Source organism: Streptomyces sp. NPDC089915 (genome assembly GCF_040684675.1).
GTDB lineage: Bacteria > Actinomycetota > Actinomycetes > Streptomycetales > Streptomycetaceae > Streptomyces.
This window is the reverse complement of the sequence record NZ_JBFBGN010000045.1, coordinates 14,002-35,721: the sequence shown is the minus strand read 5'-3', so window position 1 is coordinate 35,721 and position 21,720 is coordinate 14,002. Positions and strand designations below refer to the sequence as shown.

Below are 21,720 nucleotides of genomic sequence, written 5' to 3'. Positions count from 1 at the left end.
CCCAAGAAACCTTCGACATCGAAAGATTCGACACCAGATCTTTCGATTCCGTGGTCGTGCCCGCAGAAGCGGGCGCGCCGGAGCAACCGGGAGAAGTCCATGCACTACGTCCTGTTCATCCGTACGGACAACACGCCCGACGCCGCCCTCGGCCACTACCTCGCCCATGTCGGCCCGACGCTCGACGCGTTCGGCGGCCGGCTGCTCGCCTTCGACGCCCCGACCCGGCTGGAAGGCCCCTCGGCGTTTACGAAGACCGCCCTCGTCGGCTTCCCGACCGAGGAGTCGGCCCGCGGCTGGTACGCCTCGCCCGCCTACCAGGAACTGGTCGCATGGCGCGTCGAGACCATGGGCCACGAGGTCGACGTCCAGCTCGTCGCCGGCCTCCCCGCCTGATCGGCGGCGGTCGCCGGCCCTCGCCCGGCACCCGGGCCGCGTTCCGGAGGCGAGGTGGCCCGGACCCCCGGCCCGGCCGGGTGCCTGTCCATCCGCCCCGACCACCGCAAGCCCGTGCCCGCCCCCGGCTACGGGGGCCACGGCCCGGGCCGACGCGGACGGCGGCTGGACGGTGCCGTCGCGCCTGTCCGCTCGTATGGCGATCCACCCCCACACCACCCACCGGGCAGGCGCCCAGCCCCCCCCGCATCTCCGCCCCAGGTCACTTGGCCGGAGCGGAAAGACGGGGCGGGGTCCAGTCCGCGTGGCGGAGGATCGCGCGGACGGTGGTGGTGGACGGGGCCGTCCTGAGGGCGGTGTTGCGCAGCGCCACCGCGAGCGGGTGGCGGAGCCGGTGCCCCAGCCGCCCGGCCTGCCGCGCCGCGCGGGCGACGGACCGGGTGCGCGGCCGGCGGGCGGCGTCGTAGCGGGCCAGAGCCGCGGGCAGGGTGGGCCCGGCGGCCACCGCGGCGGCGAGGGTGACCGCGTCCTCCAGGGCCTGACAGGCGCCTTGGCCGAGGTTCGGGGTCATCGCGTGAGCGGCGTCGCCGAGCAGTGCGACACGTCCGACCGCGAACGAGGGCAGCGGGGCGACGAGTTCGTACACGTCGTGGTGGAGCACGTCCTCGGGGCGCGTGGCGGTGAGCAGCGCGGCCACCGGGTCCGGCCAGCCGGCGAACTGCTCGGGCAGCATCGCCAGGGGGTCCTCGTGGCGGATGCCCGCAGGCCGCGCCAGGACGGCGTGCCATTCGGCGCGGCCGTCGGCGAGGGCGAGGTGGCCGAACTCGCGGCCGGGCCCCCACACGAGCGTGAAGTCCGTCCCGACGGGCACCGCTCGGGCGGTGACGGCGCGCAGCACGGTCGAGCCGGCGTACGCGGGCCCGGGGTGGCCGGGGAAGAGCCGGGCGCGGGTGCGGCTGCCGATCCCATCGGCCGCGACCACGAGTTCGGCCCCGTCGAGCAGCGGATCCTCCGGGCCGGTGATCTCGACGCCGGTGACGAGCGCCCCGGGCGGGAGGGCGGCGCGCAGGATCCGGTGGAGGGAGGCGCGCGGGATGCCGACCATGGGAGTGCCGAGGGCGCGTTCGAGCGCGGCGCCGTCCATACGCGACAGCCAGCGGCCGTCGGGGGTACGAGTTCCGCCGGTGTACTGGGCGCGGCCTGCCTCGCGTACGGCCGCCCCCAGGCCGAGCGCGTCGAGGGCGCGGATGCCGTTGGCGGCCAGTGAGATGGCGGCCCCGGCGTCGGCGAGCACCGGCGAGCGCTCGAGGACGGTCACCCGGCGGCCGACCCGGCACAGTGCGACGGCGGCTGCCAGCCCGCCGATGCCGCCCCCGACGACAACGGCCCGGCCGGCGCCGGAGTCCTCCTTGCCGGGAGCTCCGTCACGGTAGACACCCCTTCCGCAGCCCTTGCCATCAGCGGTCGCGCCCACGTCCCCACCCGAGTCCGCGTCCATGTCCGCGCCCATGTCCGTTTCCACCCGCCGACCTCCAATTCTTCTACACCTGTAGAAGAACCTAGCAAGTGCTTCTACAGGTGTAGAAATGGGGGAGTGGCGACCGAGACCCTCGGTCGCCGGCGAGAACGACGGCGGACAGCGAAGGACCTGGGCATGACGGAGGAAGCGGCGGCGACGGCCACGGCGGCCGGGACCGCGACGGCGGCCCGAGCCGGGGCCCACGCGCCGGGCAAGGGCGACGAGCGGCGGGCCGCGCTGGCCGACGCCGCCATCGAGGTCGTCGCCGACGAAGGGATGCGCGGCCTGACCCACCGGGCCGTGGACCGCGCCGCCGGCCTGCCGCCCGGCACCACCTCCGCCTACTTCCGCACCCGGGCCGCCCTGCTCACCGCGCTCGTCCGGCGTCTCGTCGCCCGGGACCAGGCCGAGCTGCACGCGGCCGGCGAACGGCTGCCCGCGCTGCGCACCCCGGACGAGCTGGTGGGCGGGATCCGCGCGCTGGCCGAGGCGCGGTTGACCGGCGAGGGCCGGCGGCGCTCCCTCGCCCGGCACGCCTGCGCGATCGAGAGCGTGCGGGACCCGGAGCTGCGCGAGATCCTCACCCCGCACGACAACGCGGGCCGCGAGGCCGTCCGGGTCTTCCTCGCCGCACACGGCGTCGCGGACCCGCCGAGCCGTACCCACACCCTGCTCGTCTGCGTCGACGGGCTCGTCTTCGACGCGCTCCTCACCGGCGCGCAGGTGTCCCCGGAGGCGGTCGAAGGCCTCGTCGCCGCCGCCCTCCGCCCTTAGGGCCGCGCCAACCATCCGCGAGGGACGGGGCATAGGGCGGGAGCACGACGACGACGGCCCCCGCGAGCACCGGTGCTCGCGGGGGCCGTCGAATGAGCCGGGGGAGTCCCGGCCGGGGCGATGGGGCATCGCCGCCAGGCTCGGTGATCAGCCGTTGAGGGGCAGGTCGTAGTGGGTCCACCCGGACCAGTTGCCGTCGTGGTCACGGTTGCGGCCCCAGTACTCGCCGCGCTCGTCGTAGTAGAACACCCGGAAGGTCCAGGGGTCGCTGGTGTCGTAGTCGTACGCGCGCGCCGTGCTCGACGCCCGTCCGCCCATGGAGCTCCATCCCGTCCAGTCACCGTCGGAGTCGGTCCAACGGGTCCACACCGCGCGGTCGGTGCCGACGATGAACTCCTGCTTCGTACCGTTCGGGAGCTTGTAGCTGGTCACGCCGTACTCGCAGATGTAGACGCCGCCTCCGCGCGAGCAGTTGCTCGCCTCGGCGGGGGTGGCCACCGCCGCGACGCTCGCGAGCGCGGCGGCCGCGATCACGGCTGCCTTGAACTTTCGGACCAGCATGACTCTCTCCTTCGTGCGACCACCGGCCCGGTTCGGGCAGGGACGCGGTGCTGACAGTGGGCCTTCCGGCCCGCCGCCGTTGTTCATTCCCGGACCACAGAGGGGGCCAGGCCGGGGTGCCGAGGGGCAGCGGTGGGGTCGTCCGCCGGCGCTGAGCAGCGCTCCTTCGGCAGGCACAGTCGATCACCGGGTACGGATGCGGTCCATGCAGTTCCACCCGCAAAAGTACGATCGACGCCTTCTGCCAGGCCGTGCAACCACCACACCGGCAGGCGCTGCCCCGCCGATCGAGCCGCGCCGCACCGATGTCGACCAGTGCCTGCAGATCCGCCCCCCGAGCAGCTGCCCAGACGCGGTCGACGGCGTCGGAGAGGATGGCCGACGCCTGCTGGTAGGCCGCACTCTCGCGCGCCGTGACGGCCTGCTCGAAGCTGTCGAAATCGACCAGGACTTACGGATTGGTCTCGGACGGGCGCCGGCGGCCGAGCGCGAGGCTCGTCAGCGTCGTGATCGCCATGGCGCCGATGCCGACCAGCGCCGCGGTGGTGTAGGCGCTGTCGTCGGGGAAGAGGCGGCCGGGGCCGGTGCCCGCCGCGAGGATCAGACCGCCGATGGCGCTGCCCAGGGCGTACCCGACGCTGCGGACGACGTAGTTGAAGCTCATGGCGCTCGACGTCTCGCTCTTGGGGGTGACGGCCAGGATGACGCCGGGCATCGCGGCCGAGAAGCCACCGACGCCGAAGCCGAGCACGCCCATCGCCGCGAACAGTTCGACGAGGTTTGACCGGGCCGCCGCGAACTGGGCGAACCCGCCGCCGACCACGACGGCACTGCCGGCCAGGACCAGCGGGCCGGCGACCCGGGTCCGGATCCGCGGCATCAGCTTGCCGGCGACGAACCCCAGCACCGAGAACGGGACGAGGACCAGCCCGGCGACGAAGGTCGTCAGCCCGAAGCCGTATCCGGCGCCGTGCGGCGTCTGCGCGTACCGGGTGATGAGCGTGAGCAGCAGGTACATGCCGATCCCGCCGACGAACATGGCGAGGTTCGCCCCGGCGACCGCCGGGTGCCGCACCGCCCGCACATCGACCAGGGGCGTCGTACTGCGTAGCTCCATGACGGCCCAGACGCCCAGCAGCACCACCGCGACGACGGCGAGACCCGCCGCCACGGCCAAGTGGCGGCTCCACAGACTCCGTTCGCCGGCGAGGAACAGCACCAGCAGCAGCCCGGCGGCCAGGATGACCGCGCCCGCCACGTTCACACGGGAGGAGCGGCCTTCGGGCGCCTCGGGCATGGAGCGCCACGCGGTCAGAAGTGCGGCGGCGGTGACGGCCAGACCGAGGCCGTAGGCGGCCCGCACCCCGCCGAACTCGGCGAGCAGCGCGGCCAGCGGGTAGCCGACGCCGGCCCCGATGATCGAGACCACCGAGATCAGGGCGATCACGGCCGCGCCGCGCTCCTCGGGGAGGTGGTCCCGGGCCACGCCCATCAACAGCGCCGTCAGCCCGAGCCCGACACCCTGGGCCGCCCTGCCCGCCAGCAGCCACGCGAACGGCAGCGGCAGCACGGTGAGCGCGCTGCCGGCGACGACGACCGCCAGCGTGACGAGGATCGCGGCCCGCCGGTGCGGACCGGCCCCGAGCCGGCCCAGGACCGGCGTGGCGACGGCGCCGCTGAGCAGCGCGACGGTCAGCGTCCACTGCGCGCTGCCGAGCGAGACGTGGAACGAGGTCGCCACGCTGGTGATGAGCGGCGTCCCGAGACTGCCGACCGCCGCCACGACCAGAGCGATGAACATCAGGGCCGGCACCAGCATCCGCGGCTCGGAACCCGCCACCGGTATCGCCTCCACCGAGCCCCCGCCGACAGGCTGCCGCCCGGTCACCGCGTCGGCCCTTCGCGGTCCTGGCTCTCCAGCTCCGCCAGATGCTCCAGCGCCGGAAGGGCCGCCACCAGTGCCTCGACCTCGTCGCCGGTGAGCCCGCCGATCAACCGCTCGAACGCGTGGACGCCCGCCTGACGCCGGGCCCGGACATAGGCGGCACCGGCCTCGGTCAGGCACACCAGCGTGACCCGCTTGTCGGAAGCGTCACCCCGCCGCTCGACCAGCCCGGACTCCTCCATCACCCGGACCAGGGTGGTCATCGCTGGCTGGGTGACGCCCTCGACCGCGGCCAGATCGGTGATGCGCCGCGGGCCGGTCCGGTCAAGGGTGGCCAGGGTGGCGGCGGACGTCAGGCTCATGTCCCGGGGCAGGCGCCTCGCGGCCCTGGTGGCCAACCCGTAGAGGGCTGCCCCGATGGCGGCGGACGCGCCGGGAACGGCGTCTTCAGGACTCATGCCAGAACCATAACATCGTTATATTCATAGTCTATGTAAATCGATCGGCTCATTCAGTGACGGGCACGCACTCGGTGAGCAGGGCGACGATGTCGCGCCAGGCCCGCTGTGCGTGCCGTGGGTGGTGGCCGACCCCGGGAGGGGCGGGGTGGTCGACCGGCGGGTGGTGGAAGGCGTGAAGGGCTCCGCCGTAGACCACGAGGCGCCAGTCGGCACCCGCGGCCTGCATCTCCGGGGTGAACGCCTCCCGTTGCGCGGGCGGCATGATCGGGTCCTCCGACCCGACCCCGGCCCACACCGGGCAGCGAATGCGTGACGTCTCGCCCGGTCGGCCCGTGGTCACGGCGTTGACCGTCCCGATCGCCCGCAGGTCGACGCCATCGCGACCGAGTTCCATCGCGACCGCGCCACGCGGCTGCGCCGGTTGCCGGGCCGCCTCGGAGTGCCCGAAACCACCCCGCCCGCCCCTGCCGGCGTCGACCCCGTTGCCTGCGGGGATGGTCCGCCGCGCCCCACCCCTACCGCAGGGCGCGCTCCGGCGGAGAGCCTGGCGGGGGCCTGCCGGACTACCGGAGCCGTGCCCGCAGTTCGGCGCAGAGCTCGCCGACGGCGGCGTCGGCGGCGGGGGAGACGGGGAACATGTTGAGGAAGCCGTGGATGAGCCCTTCGTAGTCGCGGACGAAGACGTCGACGCCGGCGTCCTGGAGGGCCTGGGCGTAGGCCTGGCCCTCGTCGCGCAGGGGGTCGTACCGGGCGGTGGCGACGATCGCCGGTGCCAGACCGGTGAGGCGCGCGGCGCGCAGGGGCGAGACCCGGGGGCTGGTGCGGACGGCCGGGTCGTCGCCGGCGTAGAGGTGCTGGATGTCGGCGATGTTCTCGGCGGTGAGCATGTAGCCGGTGGCGTTCTCGGCGCGGGAGGGGTAGGCGCCGTCGAAGTCGGTGGGCGGATACGCGAGGAACTGGGCGGCGAGCGGGAGCCCCTCGTCGCGGAAGGTCTGCGCGATGACGGCGGCGAGGTTGGCGCCCGCGCTGTCGCCTGCGACGGCGAGGCGGTCGCGGCGGCCGCCGTAGTCGCCGATGTGGGCGGCGATGTGGCGGGTGACGGCCAGGCAGTCGTCGAGCGGGGCCGGGAAGGGGTGCTCGGGGGCCCGTCGGTAGTGGACGGCGACCACGACGGCACCGACGTCGTGACACAGCCGCCGGGTGACCAGGTCGTGGCTGTCCAGGTCACCGGTGATCCAGCCGCCGCCGTGGAAGAACACCACCGTCGGGGCGGGTCCCTCCCCGGCGGGCCGGTAGACGCGTACGGGAACGTCCCCGGCCGGGCCGGGCACGGCGGCGTCCTCGACGGAGCCGATCACGATCGGCGGGGCACCGTCCGCCGTACCCCTCAGCAGCCGCTCCGCCTCACGCAGCACGGCCGGGTCGGTGGTGCGGATCGGCGCGGCCGTGAAGGTGTTGACCTGGTCGAGGATCGTCGCGATGGCGGGGTCGAGGGGCATGACGGGCACCTTCCGGGCGAATGGCGGCGGCACGCACGGTGCCGACCCGGGACGGAGGCCGGGGAACCCCGGACCACTGGGAACCCACGATTCCGCCCGCCGGCTGGCCGCGCCACGCGGACCGCTGCAAGATCTTGTAGTGACGCAGACCCGCAGCCCGCGCCGTCCGGCCGCCGAACGGGCTACGACGGCCCCCTGCCCTGTGAAGGATCCGCCCGCCGTGAAACCTCCTGAATCGCCTCCTGGATCGCCTCCGGACCCGCCTCCGGACCCGTCTCCCGAAGCGGCCTTCCCGCCGCCCGCCGACCCGGAGTCGGACCCCGCCCTCTGGCGCACCCGCTTCCTGAACCTCCTCGACCGCGTCCCGACGCCGATCGCGATCACCACCGCCGAAGGCGAGATCACCGCGGCCAACCCGGCCCTCGCGGCCCTGTGGCACCAGCCCCCCGGCCGACTGGCCGGACGCCACCTCCTCGACCTGCTCACCGCCACCGACGACGCGCAGCTGACCCGGCTCGAAGAGGCGCTCTCCAAGGGCAGGCGCTCCCGCTACCCCGTCCACGTGTACTGGACGGCGGGCGGGGTGCGGTACACCGGGCAGCTCACCGCCGAGCCCGTGAGCGACCCCGGCGGCGCCGTGCCCCTCCTGCTGACCACTCTGAGCGTCGACGACCGGCGCACCACCCACGGAGCCGGGGCGACGGAGCCGCCCCGCCTGACCGCGCAGGAGTCCCGCATCCTGGCCCTGGTCGCCGCCGGTGCCACCACGGCCGCGGTCGCCCGTACCGTCGCGCTCGGCAGCGACGGCGTCAACTACCACGTCACCCGCCTGGCCCGCCGTCTGGGCGTCGCGAACCGTACGGCTCTCGTCGCCCGCGCCTACGTCCTCGGCCTGCTCTCACCCACCGCCTGGCCACCCGAGCCGTCCCCATGAGCGAGCGGTGACCGGTGGCCGGCACCGGCGGCGGTCGCGGCGTCCGGCGGCGCCGGCTGTGCGTTCCCATAACGGCGGTGCTCCGCATTGGGGGTTCCTCCGGAAACCTGAATCAGGCCTGGGTAGTTGCCGCTTGTTCGATATCTTTCTCCGTGCATTTGCCAGCTGGGTCGGGCGATCGGGCGTGCAGTCGCGGTCAGTGTCGACCCGTTGCCGCAGGGATCGGGACCGCTCAGCCCGAGAGGGGAGTCCCTTCGTGAACCGTCGTCGTCTGCCGGTGCCCGTCGTTGCCGCGTCCGCGGCCCTGGCGCTCGCCGGATGTGGTGGCAACACCCCTGAGAAGGCGACCGGTTCGCCGGCGGCTTCGTCGCCCGCCGCACCGGCCGGCCCCTCGACGGCCGCGTCCCCCGCCCCCGCCCTCAAGCCCGGCGAGGTACGGGTGGCGGGCCAGGTGGACAAGCCGTCCACCATCACCCTGGCCACGCTGCGCGGCCTGCCGCAGCAGTCGGTGGAGGTGGAGTACACCAGCGCCAAGGGGCAGCAGAAGCACACCTACCAGGGCGTCCCGCTGTACGACGTCCTCAAGGACGCGCAGCCGCGCTTCGACGCCTCGAAGAAGAACGGGCAGCTGCACGGGATGGTCGCGGCGACCGGCGGCGGTGACTACCGGGCCGTGTTCGCCTGGGCGGAACTGGATCCCGGCTTCGCCAAGTCCCAGATCCTGCTGGCCGTTTCGGAAGACGGAAAGCCCTTCGACGACGCCGCCGGCCCGCAGCTGGTGGTCCCGCAGGACACCAAGGGCGGCCGGTACGTCTCGGAGCTGAACCAGCTGTGGGTGGGCACGGTGGACGCCGCCGTCGACGGAGCCTCCGGTGCCGGACGCTGACGAGCGCCCGGCGGAGTCCGAGCCGGCGGGCCTCCCGCCGGTACCCGCCACCGTGCCGCAGGTACCCGGCCCCGGAGCCTCACCGGCACCGCCGGAGCCACCCCCTGACGGCCCCCGCCGCAGGGTCTCCCGGCGCTCCCTGCTCACCGCCGGCGGCCTGACCGTCCTGGCCGGGGGAGGCGCCGCCGCGGTGGCCCTCCGCGACGAGGATCGGGCCGGCACCTCGGCCGCCATCCCGTTCCACGGTCCCCAGCAGGCCGGGATCCTGACGCCCCGCCAGCAGCACGTCCGCCTGGCCGCCTTCGACTTCGGGGCCCGTACGGACCGGGGCCGGGCGGCGGCCCTGCTGCTGCGCTGGACCTCCGCCGCCGAGCACCTCGTACGGGGGGAGGCGGTTCCCCCCGAGCTGGAGCCGCCCGGCTCCCGCGCCGCCGATACCGGGGCCCTGACCGGCACCGCACCGGCCCGCCTCACCCTCACCTTCGGCCTGGGCCCGAGCTTCTTCGACCGCACGGGCCTGACCGCCACCCGCCCCGCCGCCCTGGCTCCGCTGCCCGCCTTCGGCGAGGACCGGCTCGACCCCGCCCGCGGCGACGGCGACCTGTTCGTCCAGATCGGCGTCGACGACGCCTTCGTCGCCGCCCACGTCCTGCGGACCCTGCAACGCCTGGCCCACGGCGAGGCCGGGCTTCGCTGGACCATGACCGGGTTCACCGCCGCCGACGGCCGCCGCAACCTGATGGGCCAGATCGACGGAACCAACAACCCGGACCCCGCCAAGGCCCTGGTGACGGCGCCGGACGCGCCGGAATGGCTCGCGGGCGGCTCCTACGTGGTGATCCGGCGCATCCGCATGCTCCTCGACCACTGGGACACCCTGCCGCCCGGCCACCGCGAACAGGCCCTCGGCCGCCGCGCCGCCGACGGCGCCCCCCTGACCGGCGGCACCGAGCACACCCCCGTCGACCTCGCCGCCGCCCGCCCCGACGGGATCCCGGTCATCGCCACCAACGCCCACATCCGCCTCGCCGCCCCCACCACCAACAACGGCGCCACCCTGGTCCGGCGCAGCTGGTCGTACCACGACGGCCCGCGCCCGGACGGCACCCCGGACGCGGGGCTGCTCTTCCTGGCCTGGCAGCCCGACCCCCGCACCGGCTTCATCCCCGTCCAGCAGCGCCTCTCCCGGGGCGACGCCCTCTCCCGCTACCTGGTCCACGAGACGTCCGCACTGTTCGCCGTACCCGGAGGAATCCGCCCGGGCGGCTACGTCGCCCAGGCACTCCTGGAAGGGTGAGGTGCGTGTTCCGCGCGGCCGGTACCGCAGCCCGGCCCACCGGGACCGCACCGGCAGAAGTACGCCGGGTCGTACTTCTGCGGGTGGAATTTCCTGGTCCACTCCGCCCCGGCGCGATTGGCTGAGGACGACCCGGACGGCGGCCCACCCCGCCGGGCCTGTCCACCGCCAGCCCCACGTGCGGGCGTGCGGCGGACCAGAGAGGGAACTTCCAGACTCCCGGCCGCCTCCGCACCGCGCCCGCGCATGCAGGCACCCGCTTTCCACCAGGGGAAAATCCACCATGAGAACCACTGCTGCCGTGCCCCGCCCGGGCACCGGCCGCCGTACCCGCCTGCTGCGCCTGTTCGCGCTGCCGGTGCTCCCGCTCCTCGTCCTGGCCTCGGCGCTGACGGCGCCGACCGGCGCCGCCGCCGCGGACACCGGCAAGTACGGCTACGCGCGCTACGACCAGTGGTCCTGGGTGACCTCGCACAACGCGTTCGCGGACGACTGGTCGCAGATGCCGCTCCCGCCGAACCAGTCGCAGAGCATCAAGCAGCAGCTCGAAGGCGGGGTGCGCGGACTCATGCTCGACACCTACGACCCCAACGGCTCCGGCCCCGTCGGGCTCTGCCACACCAGTCGGGTCACCTGCTACGAGGACTTCAAGTCCGCGGTGCTGACCATCGTCAACTTCCTCCAGAAGAACCCGCAGGAGGTGGTGACGGTCTTCCTGGAGAACTACGCCAGCCGGGAGACGCTCAGCAGGGACCTCACCACCATGCTGGACGCCAAGGGCGCCGGCAAGATGCTGTTCAACCAGAACAAGTACGGCATCTTCAGCAACAACTGGCCGCGCCTGCGCGACATGGTCGCCGACAACCAGCGCCTGGTGATCTTCCAGGACAGCTGGGACGACGTGGCCGTCGGCTCCGGAACCCTGATGAACACCTGGTCGCACACGGTGGAGAACAAGTACGGCTACGGCACGGGCAACGCCCCGTCGGGCTGCGCCGTCAGGGACCACAGCCTGCCGCTGAACACCAAGACCATGCCGGGGACGGCCAACCTGACCCCGCTGTTCACGATGAACCAGTTCAACTCGGACGCGATCAACCCGCAGGACCTCGCGGCGGGCGACAACGGCAATGACCTCAAAAAGCGAATCGAGACCTGCCGCGGTGTCACCGGCCGGGCCCCGAACTTCGTCGCCGTCAACTTCTACGAGAAGAGCGACACCGCGGGCGTCAACCCCGTGTCGGTGGTCGAAGGGCTCAACAAGGACGCCTATGTCTATCCGCCGGACCCGGCGGTGTGGCTGGTCAACGGGAAGCAGTACCGCAGCACCTACGGCTCGAACCGGTGCATGGTGCGCGGTGACGAGTTCAGCGACGGCAGCGGCGGCCTCGTGACGCAGCGCGCCTGCGCCGACCCGGTGCCCAGCAGCCACCAGTGGACCGCCACCAAGCCGGACTACGACGGCAAGGGCTTCTACTGGATCAAGGCGGGCAACGGCACCTGCCTGACCGTTCCGTACAACAACGGCACGCCGCCCGGTGACGGCACGCAGCTCTTCTGGTGGCCCTGTGAGACGAAGTCGTTCTCCGGCAGCCAGCTGTGGAACGTCATCCCGGTCGGCCTCGGCGGCGGGGAGCGCGGCTACTACTTCATCAACCAGTGGACCGGGAAGTGCCTGACGCTGGACCCCTCGACGTCGACCGCGAAGGCCGGCAAGGTCACCCAGGCCACCTGCCCCTCGCACTGACGCGAGCCCGTCACGGCATGGGCACGACCGGCCGAAGCCCGGTCCGGCTACCGCACACCGCGGTACCGGACCGGGCTTCGGCCGTCAGGGCCACAGCCGCGGCCACAGCCACGGGCACGGCCACAGCCACGGGCACCTGGCCGTCAACCCGTCATCGTTCGCGGCCCTCGCCGGACAGGACGAATCCGCTGTAGCCGTCTCGGGCCGATGCCGCGCACGCGGCCCGGTACCGGTCCAGCCCGCCGGTGTAGGCCAGGAACACCCGCGGCTTGCCGGGGACGTTGGACCCCATGTACCAGGACTCCGCCGCCGGGTACAGCGTTCCGTCCGCCAGCTCCGCGACGTGGGCGCCCCAGGCCTCCTCCGCCTCCGGTGCGGCGTCGATCTCCGTGAGGCCGTTGCGGATCAGATGGGCGATGCAGTCGGTGATCCACTCCACCTGCTGCTCCAGGGACACCGCGATGTTGCTGAGGACGGACGGGCTGAGCGGGCCGAGTACGGTGAAGAGGTTGGGGAAACCCGCCGTCATGAGCCCGAGGTGGTTGCGGGGACCGTCCGCCCATTTCTCCCTCAGGCTCACCTCGGCCCTGCCCACGATGTCGATGGCGAGCTGGGAACCGGTCAGCGCGTCGAAGCCGGTGGCGAAGACCATCGTGTCGAGGGGGTGTTCCCCCTCCGTGGTCCGGATCCCCCGGGGCGTGATCGTCTCGATCGGGGTCGCGCGGAGGTCCACCAGCTTCACGTGCGGCAGGTTGTAGGCGGCGTAGTAGCCGGTGTCCAGGCAGGGGCGCTTCGTCGCGAACGGGAACGTGCGGGGGGAGAGCGCCTCGGCCGTCTCCGGGTCGTCGACGGCCGACCGGATCTTGGACCGGACGAACTCGGCCACCGTCTCGTTGGCCTTCTCGTCGGTGAGGATGTCGGTGTACGTGCGCAGCAGCCCGCTGAGCAGTCCCGACTCCCAGGCCGCCTCGTAGGCGGCCGTCCGCTCGGCCTCGTCGGCCGCGAGAGCGGAACCGGTAGGCGGTTCGACGACGGTACCGCCCCGGGAGAGCCGCTGGGCCCGGCGGAACTGCGGGTACCGGGACTTGAGTTCGGCGGTCTCGGCGTCGAGCAGCGGGCGGTTGTGGGCGGGCAGCGCGTAGGCCGGGGTGCGCTGGAAGACGGTGAGGGCGGCCGCCAGCCCGGCGATCACGGGAACGGCCTGGACCCCGGAGCATCCGGTCCCGACGACGGCGACCCGCTTCCCGGTGAAGGAGACCTCCTCGCGCGGCCAGCGGGCGGTGTGCAGCACCTCGCCCGTGAAGCGGTCCAGCCCGGGTATGCGGGGGTCCTTGGGGACGGACATGCAGCCCGAGGCCAGGATGAGGAAACGGGTGGTGACGGTGCGTCCGGTATCGGTCGAGACGCGCCAGGTGTGGGCGGCGGCGTCGTAGGCGGCGCGCGTGACGCGGGTGCGCAGGGTGACGTCGCCGCGCAGGCCGAAGCGGTCGGCGACGTGGTGGATGTAACGCAGGATCTCCGGCTGGGACGCGTACCGCTCGCTCCATTCCCACTCCTGGTCCAGTTCGGGGGAGAAGGAGTACGAGTACGACATGCTCTCGACGTCGCAGCGTGCGCCGGGATAGCGGTTCCAGTACCAGGTCCCGCCGATGTCCTCGCCGGCCTCGAAGACCGCTACGCGTAAGCCGAGTTCACGCAGCCGGTACAGCTGGTAGAGGCCCGAGAGCCCGGCGCCGACGACGACGGCGTCGACCCGGTCGGCGCCGGGGGCGGTGTTTTCCATCGGTTGCTCCATATCTCCGTACGCGGCAGGCGGCACGGGGCGCGGCGGCACGGGAGCGACATCCTGGCGCATGTCCGGTGCTACCGGAAGTGGGGGATGACGCGTCGGCCACCTCCCTCGCCGGGCGTCCGCACCCGAACACCCGGCCGTTGGAAATCCGCCAACCGGTGCTACGGAGTGCGGTGATTGGCCGTTATTGGACCGTGACGACCCCCCGCCTCACAGGTAATCTTCAGGCAAAGAAGTGTTCGTGAGGCGGTCAAAGGATCACCAAGCATCGCCCAGTACGTCCCGTCCCGCGTCGGCTCGTGGCGTGGGCGGTGACGCGCGAACACCGGCGTCATGCCCTTGGGGCGCGCCGATCCACCCCATCGACTGATGACCTGAACACACCGCGCCCGCATACCGTCGTGAGCGCAGGAGAAAGGCCACCATGAAGTCCCTGGTAGACAACGCACGGTCCTTCACGGCCCACGTGGCAGAACGCGCCCAGGAGTTCCACGCCCTCGAGGCCGGACAGAGCCCCGAAGTCCTCTTCATCACCTGTTCCGACTCCCGAGTGGTCCCGTCCCTGATCACCGGCGCCCGTCCGGGTGAGCTGTTCGAGCTGCGGACGGCGGGCAACATCGTCCCCGCCTACAGCGGCAGCCGTCCCTCGGCCGAAACGGCCACCATCGAGTACGCGGTACGGGTACTGGGGGTCCGCGACGTCATCGTGTGCGGGCATTCGCACTGCGGGGCGGTCAACGCCCTGGTCAGCGGCGGAGACCTCTCCGGCCTGCCCGCAGTGCGGGGCTGGCTGGAGCACGCGGCCGGCCGGCCCGAGACGACCGCGCCCCTCTCCCCGGACCTCGCCGAGGCCGTCCAGCGCCACGCGGTCGCCCAGCTGGAGCGGCTGCACGAGCACCCCTGCGTGGCGGAACGGGTGGAGGCGGGGACCTTGGCGTTGCACGCCTGGTACTACGAGGTCCACACCGGTGCCGTGCAGGCGTACCAGCCGGCCACCACCTCCTTCCGGCCGCTGTGACCGTCATCCGCCCTCCCCACGGGCCCCCTTCCCGCCCTCCCCTTCCGCTTCCGCCGTGCGAGGAAGTCCACTGATGTTCTCCGTCCTCAAGAACCCCGCCCACCTGCGACGAGACCTGCTGGCCTCCCTCGTCGTCTTCCTGGTCGCCCTGCCCCTGTGCGTCGGGGTCGCCGTGGCCTCCGGGGTACCCGCCGAACTCGGACTGGTCACCGGGATCGTCGGCGGTCTCGTCGTCGGCTGCCTGCCCGGCAGCAGCCTCCAGGTCAGCGGCCCGGCCGCAGGCCTGACGGTGCTGGTCTTCGAAGCCGTGCAGGAATTCGGCCTCGGAGTCCTGGGAGCCGTCGTCCTTCTCGCCGGACTGGCCCAACTCGCCATGGGAGCAATGCGCTTCGGCCGGTTCTTCCGTGCGATCACGGTGGCGGTCGTCCAGGGCATGCTCGCCGGTATCGGACTCGTCCTGATCTTCGGACAGCTCTACACCATGGCCGGCGTCGAGCAGCCCCGCTCCGGACTCGGCAAGATCGCGGGAATTCCGCGGCTGGCCGCCGAGATCGCCTCCTCCACCGCGGTCCTGACGTCCTTCGCCGTCGGCGCGGCCACCATCGCCGTCCTCGTCCTGTGGAAGAGACTCCCGGCCAAGGCCCGGGCGGTGCCCGCCCCGCTGGCCGCGGTCGCGCTCGCGACCGCGGTCACCGCCCTGGCGGGCTGGTCGGTCCCCCGCGTCGAGGTGCGGGGGCTCCTCGACGCCGTCCAGCCGCCGGGACTGTCGGACTTCGCCGCCCTGGGCAGCCTCGCCGCCGTCGGCACGGTCATCGCCTTCGCCCTGATCGCCTCGGCCGAGAGCCTCTTCAGCGCCGCCGCCGTGGACCGCATGCACGACGGCCCGCGGACCGATTTCGACAAGGAGCTGATGGCGCAGGGCGCGGGCAACGCCCTCTGCGGCGTGCTCGGTGCCCTGCCCCTGACCGCCGTCATCGTGCGCAGCGCGGCCAACGTCCAGGCCGGAGCCCGGACGAAGCTCTCCCGCGTCCTGCACGGGCTGTGGCTGGTGCTCTTCGCCGCCCTCCTGCCGGCCGCGATCGGCGTGATCCCCCTGGCCGCCCTCGCCGGCGTCCTCGTCCACGCGGGTTGCAAGCTCATCCCCGTCAAGGACCTGCTCCCGCTGTGGCGCTCCCATCGCGGCGAGGCCCTCGTCCTGGCCGCCACGGCGATCGCCATCATCGTGACGAACATGTTCGAGGGTGTCCTGCTCGGCATCGCCCTGGCGGTGGCCAAGAGCGCCTGGGAGACCTCGCACGTCCACCTCGACGTGCACGAGACGACGGACGGCCGGTTCCTCGTCACCCTCAGCGGTTCCGCCACCTTCCTCAGGCTGCCCCGGATGCTCGAAACCCTCGAAGCGCTGCCTGGCGGGCATCCCGTGGAGCTCGACCTCTCCGGGCTCCGCCACCTGGACCACGCCTGCCGCACCACCCTGGAGGGCTGGGCACAGCAGCGCGGGGCCGTCATCGGGGTACCGGCGGCGAGGCCCTGAGCACCGGTCCGTCCCTCCCGGCGGGCTGCCTCCACCCGCCGCGACGGTTTCGGCCCTCGTCCTGCGAATACGCGCCATCTCTTGGTTTTTCATTGACCCTCCCTTGGCGTTCTCTTTACCTTCAAGGGGCGGCGGAAAACATCGATGCCGCACTGATCCCACCAATGGAGGAATCGCCGTGGAGAAGCTCATCCGCACCATGACGCAGGACGACGTCTGGAGCCGCTGGGTCGAGGCCAACTCGGCCCAGGCCGCGAAGGACGGCTGCATCAGCGCCTCGCCCAAGGAGGGCTGCATCAGCCTCGCCGGCAAGAGCGGCTGCATATCCTGACGCACCCGCTCAGGCCCGACCGCCCGGGGCGCCGGGCCTCCGCAGGCGCGGCGGAGACGGGACCACGTTCCCCCTCCGCCCGCCGCGAAGGCCCCGCCCCGGGCGGAACCAACCCCCTGCCCCGCTACGGAAAGTGGCCATGGACGGCACAACCACCCCGACCGGCATCCCCCAGTCGGACGGCCTGCGGGCCGCCGACGTCCTCGACTGCGTCCGGGACATCCCCGTCTACCGCCCCGCGCTCGACCGGGACGCGTTCCCCATCCTGGAGAAGCCCGAGATAGCCCGGGGTTTCCCGGACAACTGGATGACCCCGCGCCTGGCCGCCGCACTGGCCGCCGGCGAAGCCGAGTACGTCTGGTCGACCGGCACCCACCACGCCCGGATGCAGCTCATCCGGCCCCCGTACTTCCTCCTGCGCTCCTACTACCGGCTGTGGAGCGAGCACCCGGACCTGGCGAAGACCTGGGCGGCCGGCTGCCGGCGGGTCTCGCTGACCACCGTGCTCGCCACCGAGCACGTGGCGCGCGTCAACGCCCGCCGCGACGGCACCGAGCCGGCCGCCGCCCCGACGCTGGAGGACCGCCGGCTCGACGAACGCACCCTGTACCTCAACCTGCGCTTGGACCCGGGACAGTGGGACCGGGCCGACGTCGAGCGCATGCTGGCCGAGATCCGCGAGATATCCGCGGCACACCCCGAAGGCGCCTACCACCTGGACTGCTCCGGCTACCACCTCGCCCACCTGGTGCGCCGGGCCGAGGAGTTCGGCCTGTGGGGCCCGGCGGTCTTCCCCCAGCCGGCCAGCATCGTCACCGCGTACGAGTACACCCCGGCCAACGTCCGCCGCTACCTCACCCGGCGGTTCGGCGTACCCGTGATCGACCTCTTCGGCAGCACCGAGCTGGGGTACCTCTACTACAGCGACTGGAACGGCCGCTACCACCCGTACCTGGACCGCATGGGCGTCGAGCTGGTCCCCGTGGCCCCCGGCAGCGGCATCCACAGCCTGATCGTCACCAGCATCCGCAACCCGTACATGCCGCTGGTGCGCTATCGCTCGGGCGACTGCGTACGCACCTCGGACGGAAGCGCCGACCCGGCGAAGGTCGTCGCGTTCTGCGGGCGCGAGAAGGAACTGCTGCAGACCCCGCACGGGCCGGTGGCCCAGGCCGACCTCGACGACCGCGTGGCCGGGGCCGCACCGGAGGTCTTCCTCTACCGCCTGGAGACGCAGGACGGCTCCGGCTCGACGGCACGACTGCGCTACACCACCTTCGACGGGCGCCCGCCCGCCGAAGGCCGGGACGCCGCGCTCGCCGCCGCGGTCACCGCCCTCACCGGGCGGCCCTGCACCACCGAGCACACCGCCCACCTGCCGATCGGCGCGTCGGGCAAGTACGCCTGGCTCGCGGCCGCCGACGACCGGGAGCCCCCGGCCGCGGACCCCCGAGGAGGAGCCGCATGAGCCCCCGCACACCGCCCGCGGCGCTGCGCGCCCTGCTCGGCGATCCCCTGCACGAGGAAGCGGTCCGTCACGCGCAACGCCGCACCGGCGCACCCCGTCCGTACGCCGAACGCCAGGTACTGGAATGCATGCGCTACCTCTACCTGGTCTCCGCCCACCCGGACCGCCTGGGCGGGCTCTTCCTCCCGGTGGAGCAGGACATCGACGAGATCTGGCACTTCCTCATCCTCCAGACCCGCGAGTACCGGGCGCTGTGCGAGGAACGCCTCCCGGGGGGCTTCTTCGTCCACCACCGCAGCATCGGCTACGAGGACTACCAGGCCGACCCCGGCCGGGAGCGGGCCGTCGAGGAAGCGTTGCGCTGGATCCCCCTCTACTGCGAGGAGTTCGGCCCGATGGACGAGGGGATCCTGCCGCACTGGACGATCGCCCGCTTCCTCCACGAGGCCCTGCACCTGTCCCTCGAGGAGATCTCGGCCCTCGAACCATCCCAGGAGCCGGCCACGACCAGCGCGGGCGGCAACTGACACGCCTCCCGCCCGGCACGGGCCGACGCGGGGCCGACCGGCGAACCCGGCACACCCCGCCCACGAACCGGTGTGGCGCGCGGGCCGGGGCAGCCGCGTCCGCGGCTGCCCCACGGGCCCGCTCTACACGGAGGCCGGCAGGACGTGCTCGCCGGTCTTGTCGGTGCTCAGGCACAGGGAGCAGACGACCGCGGCATGGGCGACGCAGGCCGCGAGGTCGGGGCGTTCGTAGGGCTGGTGGCAGACGTGGCAGTCGAGGGTGACCCCGCTCGGGTTGCCTTCGGTGTCCAGCAGTGGCTCGGCGATGCCGTCGTCGGCTCGGCGCAGGTAGTAGCGGCCCTTGGTGACGACCGCCGTCAGCGGGGTCAGGACGAAGGCGATGACGGCCGCGGCCACGGGTGAGTACGGCTGGAGGCTGTCGCCGAAGAGGTGGAAGTACAGGGCGATCGACAGGCCGGAGGCGGAGACGAAGGACACGACGCCGACCGGATTGACCGCGTACAGCATGCCCCGGCGGAACTCCGGCCGGAGCGGGGACAGCCTCAGCACGTACTTGTTGACGCCGATGTCGGTGGCGACGGTGACCACCCAGGCGATCGCGCAGTTCGAGTAGAAGCCCAGGACGTCGCTCAGGAAGCTGAACATGTCGGCTTCCATCAGGGCGAGCGCGAAGGCGAGGTTGACCAGGACGAAGACCATGCGGCCGGGGTAGTGCCGGGTGACGCGGGTGAAGGCGTTCGTCCAGGCCAGCGAGCCGGAGTAGGCGTTGGTCACATTGATCTTGATCTGGCTGATGACCACCAGGACCACGGCCAGCGGGACGACCGCCCAGGACGGCATCATCGCCTCGAAGGCGCCGCGGAACTGCCGGATGGGCTCGGGCGCGGCGGCCGGTCCGGCCTCGGCGAGGACGTATACGGCGAGGAAGACGCCGATGGCCTGCTTGAGCGCGCCGAGCAGCACCCACCCGGGGCCGGCCAGGACCACAGCCGTCCACCAGGCGCGCCTGTTCGCCTCGGTCCTGGGCGGCATGAAGCGCAGGTAGTCGATCTGTTCGCCGATCTGCGCGATCAGGGACAGGCACACGCCCGCTCCGAGCATGACGGAGGCGGCGTTGACGGCGCCGTCGCCGTCCGTACCGGCGTAGGACAGGAACCGGCCGACCGTGCCGGGGTCCTCGGCGACCAGGTAGACCAGCGGGCCGACCATGAGCAGCAGCCAGATCGGGGTGGTCCACACCTGGAGCCGGCTGAGCGCCTTCATGCCGTATACGACCAGCGGGATCACCATCAGGGTGGAGACGGCGTAGCCGAGCCACAGCGGCAGTCCGAGGCCGAGCTTGAGGCCCTGGGCCATGATCGAGCCCTCGAGGGCGAAGAAGATGAAGGTGAAGCTGGCGAAGATGACGCTGGTGAGGACCGAACCGTAGTACCCGAAGCCGGAGCCGCGGGTGATGAGGTCGAGGTCGATGTTGTAGCGCGCGCCGTAGTAGGCCAGGGGGAAGCCGGTGACGAAGATGACGACCGCGGCGACGGCGATGGCCACGAGGGCGTTGCCGGTGCCGTGGGCCAGGCCGATGCCGGCGCCGATGGAGAAGTCGGCCATGTAGGCGATGCCGCCGAGGGCCGTGGTGGCCACGACCATGGGCGTCCAGCGGCGGTAACCGCGGGGCGCGAAACGGAGGGTGTAGTCCTCCAGCGTCTCCCGGACCGCCTGGCCGGGAGCGGCCTGCGCCGCGTCCGGCACGGCCTGGGGTGACTCGGTGGTGCTCATTGCGAAGCCTCCCGGGGGGATCGGCGCCAGCGCTGCGCTGAGGTCGGCCACGCTAGGAAGCGGTTGTTACCCCGGGGGACGCGGTCCGGTGAACACCATGTTGCCGTGCCCGCCACCCCCGGGCGAGCATGCCTCGCCGGCCCCCGAGGGCGACGGCAAGAGCCACGACCGCCTGATCCGGCCGGTGCCCGCCGGCCGACCGGGCTTCGCGGCTCAGAGGCGTTTGGCGCTGCGGAGGGTGGCGGCGTAGTAGCCGTTGCCGTCGAGGCGGGAGGCTCCGCCCTTGTCGCCGATGGTGGGGCCGTTGGCCTCTTCGCGGCTGGAGATGAAGATCTTGTGGCCCTCGGTGTCGTTGCCGAGGAACATGCCGGTGTGGTCCAGCCGGTCGGCGGTGCGCGCGTCCAGCTTGAAGAACAGCAGGTCGCCGGGCTGGAGCACATCGATGGAGGCGGGCCTGTCCTTGGCGGCGACGCCCTTGAGGGGAAGGACGTCCACTCCGGTCTTCGAACGGGCCATGCCGTTCGCGGTGCGGGGCAGCCCCGAGCCCCCGGCGTCGGTCGCCGCCAGGGGGAAGCGGCTGCGGTAGCCGAAGACGGTGCGGACGAACCCGGAGCAGTCGATGGCGCGGTACTTGGGCTTCTCGGGCTGCATGGTCGTCCCGTCCCGGAAGGTGTAGGGAATGCCCAGGTAGTCGTAGAAGTCGGACTGCTCCAGGCGCAGGTCGTTGCCCACGGAGCCGTTCGGGTTGATCGGCCCGAAGGCGGCGTCGCCCGCGTACGGGACCCCCGCCGCGTCCTTCTTCACCGGTGCCTGGTCGCCGTACTGGAAGGCGATCGCGAAGAGGTCGTCCTCCTCACTGCCGTAGTACTTCTTGAACCAGTCCTGGAACCACCGCTCGTTCTCCGCACCGGGACGCCAGGGCTCCGGCAGGAGGCGGACCCAGGTGTCGGTGATGACCTGGGACTGCGTGGTGGACGGCTCGGCGAAGGTGCGCTTCTTGCCCGTGAGCGTCGCGGTGCGGGCGCCGTCGGTGAACGTGCCGAGGATGGCGCCGTTCCCGCCGCGCAGCACGGAGCGCTGCGGGTTCTGCAGCCGCTCCCATTTCTGACCGCCGTCCTGGCCGGCCTTCGCCCCGCCCTTGACCGTCTGGTCGGTCACGCGCAGCGCCGCGGGAGCCTGGGCCTGCTCCTCCTTGCGCAGGGCGTAGGTGCAGTAAGCGCTGGTGACCACCAGGCCTGCGACCAGGGCGGCGTGGAGGGGGCGGCGGGTGCGGCGGGCGCGGCGGGTGGATCCGGCGGTCATCGGGGCTCCGGGCGGG

General features: G+C 72.6%; 19 protein-coding genes and 2 pseudogenes. 11 read left to right on the top strand and 10 right to left on the bottom strand.

Annotation, left to right across the window (positions count from 1 at the left end):
• The first annotated feature begins 99 nt into the window (after positions 1–99).
• A complete protein-coding gene (locus tag AB0O29_RS16370) occupies positions 100–396 on the top strand; it encodes a DUF1330 domain-containing protein (protein ID WP_365152105.1) in 297 nt (98 codons plus the stop codon).
• Between the two features lie 262 nt (positions 397–658).
• Here AB0O29_RS16370 and AB0O29_RS16365 read toward each other — a convergent pair whose 3' ends face one another.
• Complete coding sequence (locus AB0O29_RS16365; protein ID WP_365152103.1) at positions 659–1,918, bottom strand: FAD-dependent monooxygenase; 1,260 nt, start codon at positions 1,916–1,918, stop codon at positions 659–661.
• Positions 1,919–2,050: 132 nt separating this feature from the next.
• Here AB0O29_RS16365 and AB0O29_RS16360 point away from each other — a divergent pair, with 132 nt between their 5' ends.
• A complete protein-coding gene (locus AB0O29_RS16360) occupies positions 2,051–2,689 on the top strand; it encodes a TetR family transcriptional regulator C-terminal domain-containing protein (RefSeq protein ID WP_365152101.1) in 639 nt (212 codons plus the stop codon).
• 147 nt (positions 2,690–2,836) lie between these two features.
• Here the strand turns inward: AB0O29_RS16360 and AB0O29_RS16355 are convergent, their stop codons facing one another.
• The 6 genes and pseudogenes from AB0O29_RS16355 to AB0O29_RS16330 all read right to left on the bottom strand — a co-directional run bounded on the left by AB0O29_RS16355 (position 2,837) and on the right by AB0O29_RS16330 (position 7,095).
• Positions 2,837–3,250, bottom strand: coding sequence for a hypothetical protein (locus tag AB0O29_RS16355; protein ID WP_365152099.1), 414 nt, complete (start codon positions 3,248–3,250; stop codon positions 2,837–2,839).
• A 352-nt stretch (positions 3,251–3,602) separates the two neighbouring features.
• Positions 3,603–3,701, bottom strand: a pseudogene (locus AB0O29_RS16350) (DUF1330 domain-containing protein); the annotation flags it as partial.
• Positions 3,702–5,138, bottom strand: coding sequence for an MFS transporter (locus AB0O29_RS16345; RefSeq protein WP_365152097.1), 1,437 nt, complete (start codon positions 5,136–5,138; stop codon positions 3,702–3,704).
• Positions 5,135–5,497 (bottom strand): MarR family transcriptional regulator, encoded by a 363-nt coding sequence (locus AB0O29_RS16340; RefSeq protein ID WP_365152135.1) that lies wholly within the window; start codon positions 5,495–5,497, stop codon positions 5,135–5,137. The genes AB0O29_RS16345 and AB0O29_RS16340 overlap by 4 nt, the downstream gene beginning before the upstream one ends.
• Before the next feature lie 145 nt (positions 5,498–5,642).
• Positions 5,643–6,002 (bottom strand): annotated as a pseudogene (locus AB0O29_RS16335) (dienelactone hydrolase family protein); the annotation flags it as partial.
• Between the two features lie 157 nt (positions 6,003–6,159).
• The gene (locus AB0O29_RS16330; RefSeq protein ID WP_365152095.1) at positions 6,160–7,095 is read right to left on the bottom strand and encodes an alpha/beta hydrolase; all 936 of its coding nucleotides are present in this window, start codon (positions 7,093–7,095) and stop codon (positions 6,160–6,162) included.
• Between the two features lie 220 nt (positions 7,096–7,315).
• Here AB0O29_RS16330 and AB0O29_RS16325 point away from each other — a divergent pair, with 220 nt between their 5' ends.
• From AB0O29_RS16325 to AB0O29_RS16310, 4 genes are all read left to right on the top strand, one after another.
• Positions 7,316–8,029, top strand: coding sequence for a PAS domain-containing protein (locus AB0O29_RS16325; protein ID WP_365152093.1), 714 nt, complete (start codon positions 7,316–7,318; stop codon positions 8,027–8,029).
• A gap of 256 nt (positions 8,030–8,285) precedes the next feature.
• Positions 8,286–8,915: a molybdopterin-dependent oxidoreductase gene (locus AB0O29_RS16320; protein ID WP_365152091.1), complete on the top strand. Its 630-nt coding sequence runs from the start codon at positions 8,286–8,288 to the stop codon at positions 8,913–8,915.
• A complete protein-coding gene (locus AB0O29_RS16315) occupies positions 8,902–10,212 on the top strand; it encodes a Dyp-type peroxidase (RefSeq protein WP_365152089.1) in 1,311 nt (436 codons plus the stop codon). The genes AB0O29_RS16320 and AB0O29_RS16315 overlap by 14 nt, the downstream gene beginning before the upstream one ends.
• A 283-nt stretch (positions 10,213–10,495) precedes the next feature.
• Positions 10,496–11,959, top strand: coding sequence for an RICIN domain-containing protein (locus AB0O29_RS16310; RefSeq protein ID WP_365152087.1), 1,464 nt, complete (start codon positions 10,496–10,498; stop codon positions 11,957–11,959).
• 151 nt (positions 11,960–12,110) lie between these two features.
• Here the strand turns inward: AB0O29_RS16310 and AB0O29_RS16305 are convergent, their stop codons facing one another.
• On the bottom strand, positions 12,111–13,742 hold the full coding sequence (locus AB0O29_RS16305) for an NAD(P)/FAD-dependent oxidoreductase (RefSeq protein ID WP_365152085.1): 1,632 nt from the start codon (positions 13,740–13,742) through the stop codon (positions 12,111–12,113).
• A 433-nt stretch (positions 13,743–14,175) separates the two neighbouring features.
• On the opposite strand from AB0O29_RS16305, the gene AB0O29_RS16300 reads away from it, so the two are divergent.
• From AB0O29_RS16300 to AB0O29_RS16280, 5 genes are all read left to right on the top strand, one after another.
• Complete coding sequence (locus AB0O29_RS16300) at positions 14,176–14,769, top strand: carbonic anhydrase (RefSeq protein WP_365152083.1); 594 nt, start codon at positions 14,176–14,178, stop codon at positions 14,767–14,769.
• 73 nt (positions 14,770–14,842) lie between these two features.
• Positions 14,843–16,303 carry a SulP family inorganic anion transporter gene (locus AB0O29_RS16295; RefSeq protein ID WP_365152081.1) on the top strand — a complete coding sequence of 487 codons (1,461 nt, stop codon included), beginning with the start codon at positions 14,843–14,845 and terminating at the stop codon, positions 16,301–16,303.
• Positions 16,304–16,481: 178 nt separating this feature from the next.
• Positions 16,482–16,634, top strand: a complete 153-nt coding sequence (locus tag AB0O29_RS16290; protein WP_365152079.1) for a hypothetical protein — start codon at positions 16,482–16,484, stop codon at positions 16,632–16,634.
• Between the two features lie 139 nt (positions 16,635–16,773).
• Positions 16,774–18,102 (top strand): hypothetical protein, encoded by a 1,329-nt coding sequence (locus AB0O29_RS16285; protein ID WP_365152077.1) that lies wholly within the window; start codon positions 16,774–16,776, stop codon positions 18,100–18,102.
• Positions 18,099–18,629 (top strand): hypothetical protein, encoded by a 531-nt coding sequence (locus AB0O29_RS16280; RefSeq protein ID WP_365152075.1) that lies wholly within the window; start codon positions 18,099–18,101, stop codon positions 18,627–18,629. Before AB0O29_RS16285 ends, AB0O29_RS16280 begins: the two co-directional genes overlap by 4 nt.
• A gap of 123 nt (positions 18,630–18,752) precedes the next feature.
• On the opposite strand, the gene AB0O29_RS16275 is transcribed toward AB0O29_RS16280, so the two are convergent.
• Both AB0O29_RS16275 and AB0O29_RS16270 read right to left on the bottom strand, forming a co-directional pair.
• The gene (locus AB0O29_RS16275) at positions 18,753–20,402 is read right to left on the bottom strand and encodes an allantoin permease (RefSeq protein WP_365152073.1); all 1,650 of its coding nucleotides are present in this window, start codon (positions 20,400–20,402) and stop codon (positions 18,753–18,755) included.
• A 213-nt stretch (positions 20,403–20,615) separates the two neighbouring features.
• The gene (locus tag AB0O29_RS16270; protein WP_365152071.1) at positions 20,616–21,704 is read right to left on the bottom strand and encodes an NlpC/P60 family protein; all 1,089 of its coding nucleotides are present in this window, start codon (positions 21,702–21,704) and stop codon (positions 20,616–20,618) included.
• Positions 21,705–21,720 lie beyond the last annotated feature (16 nt).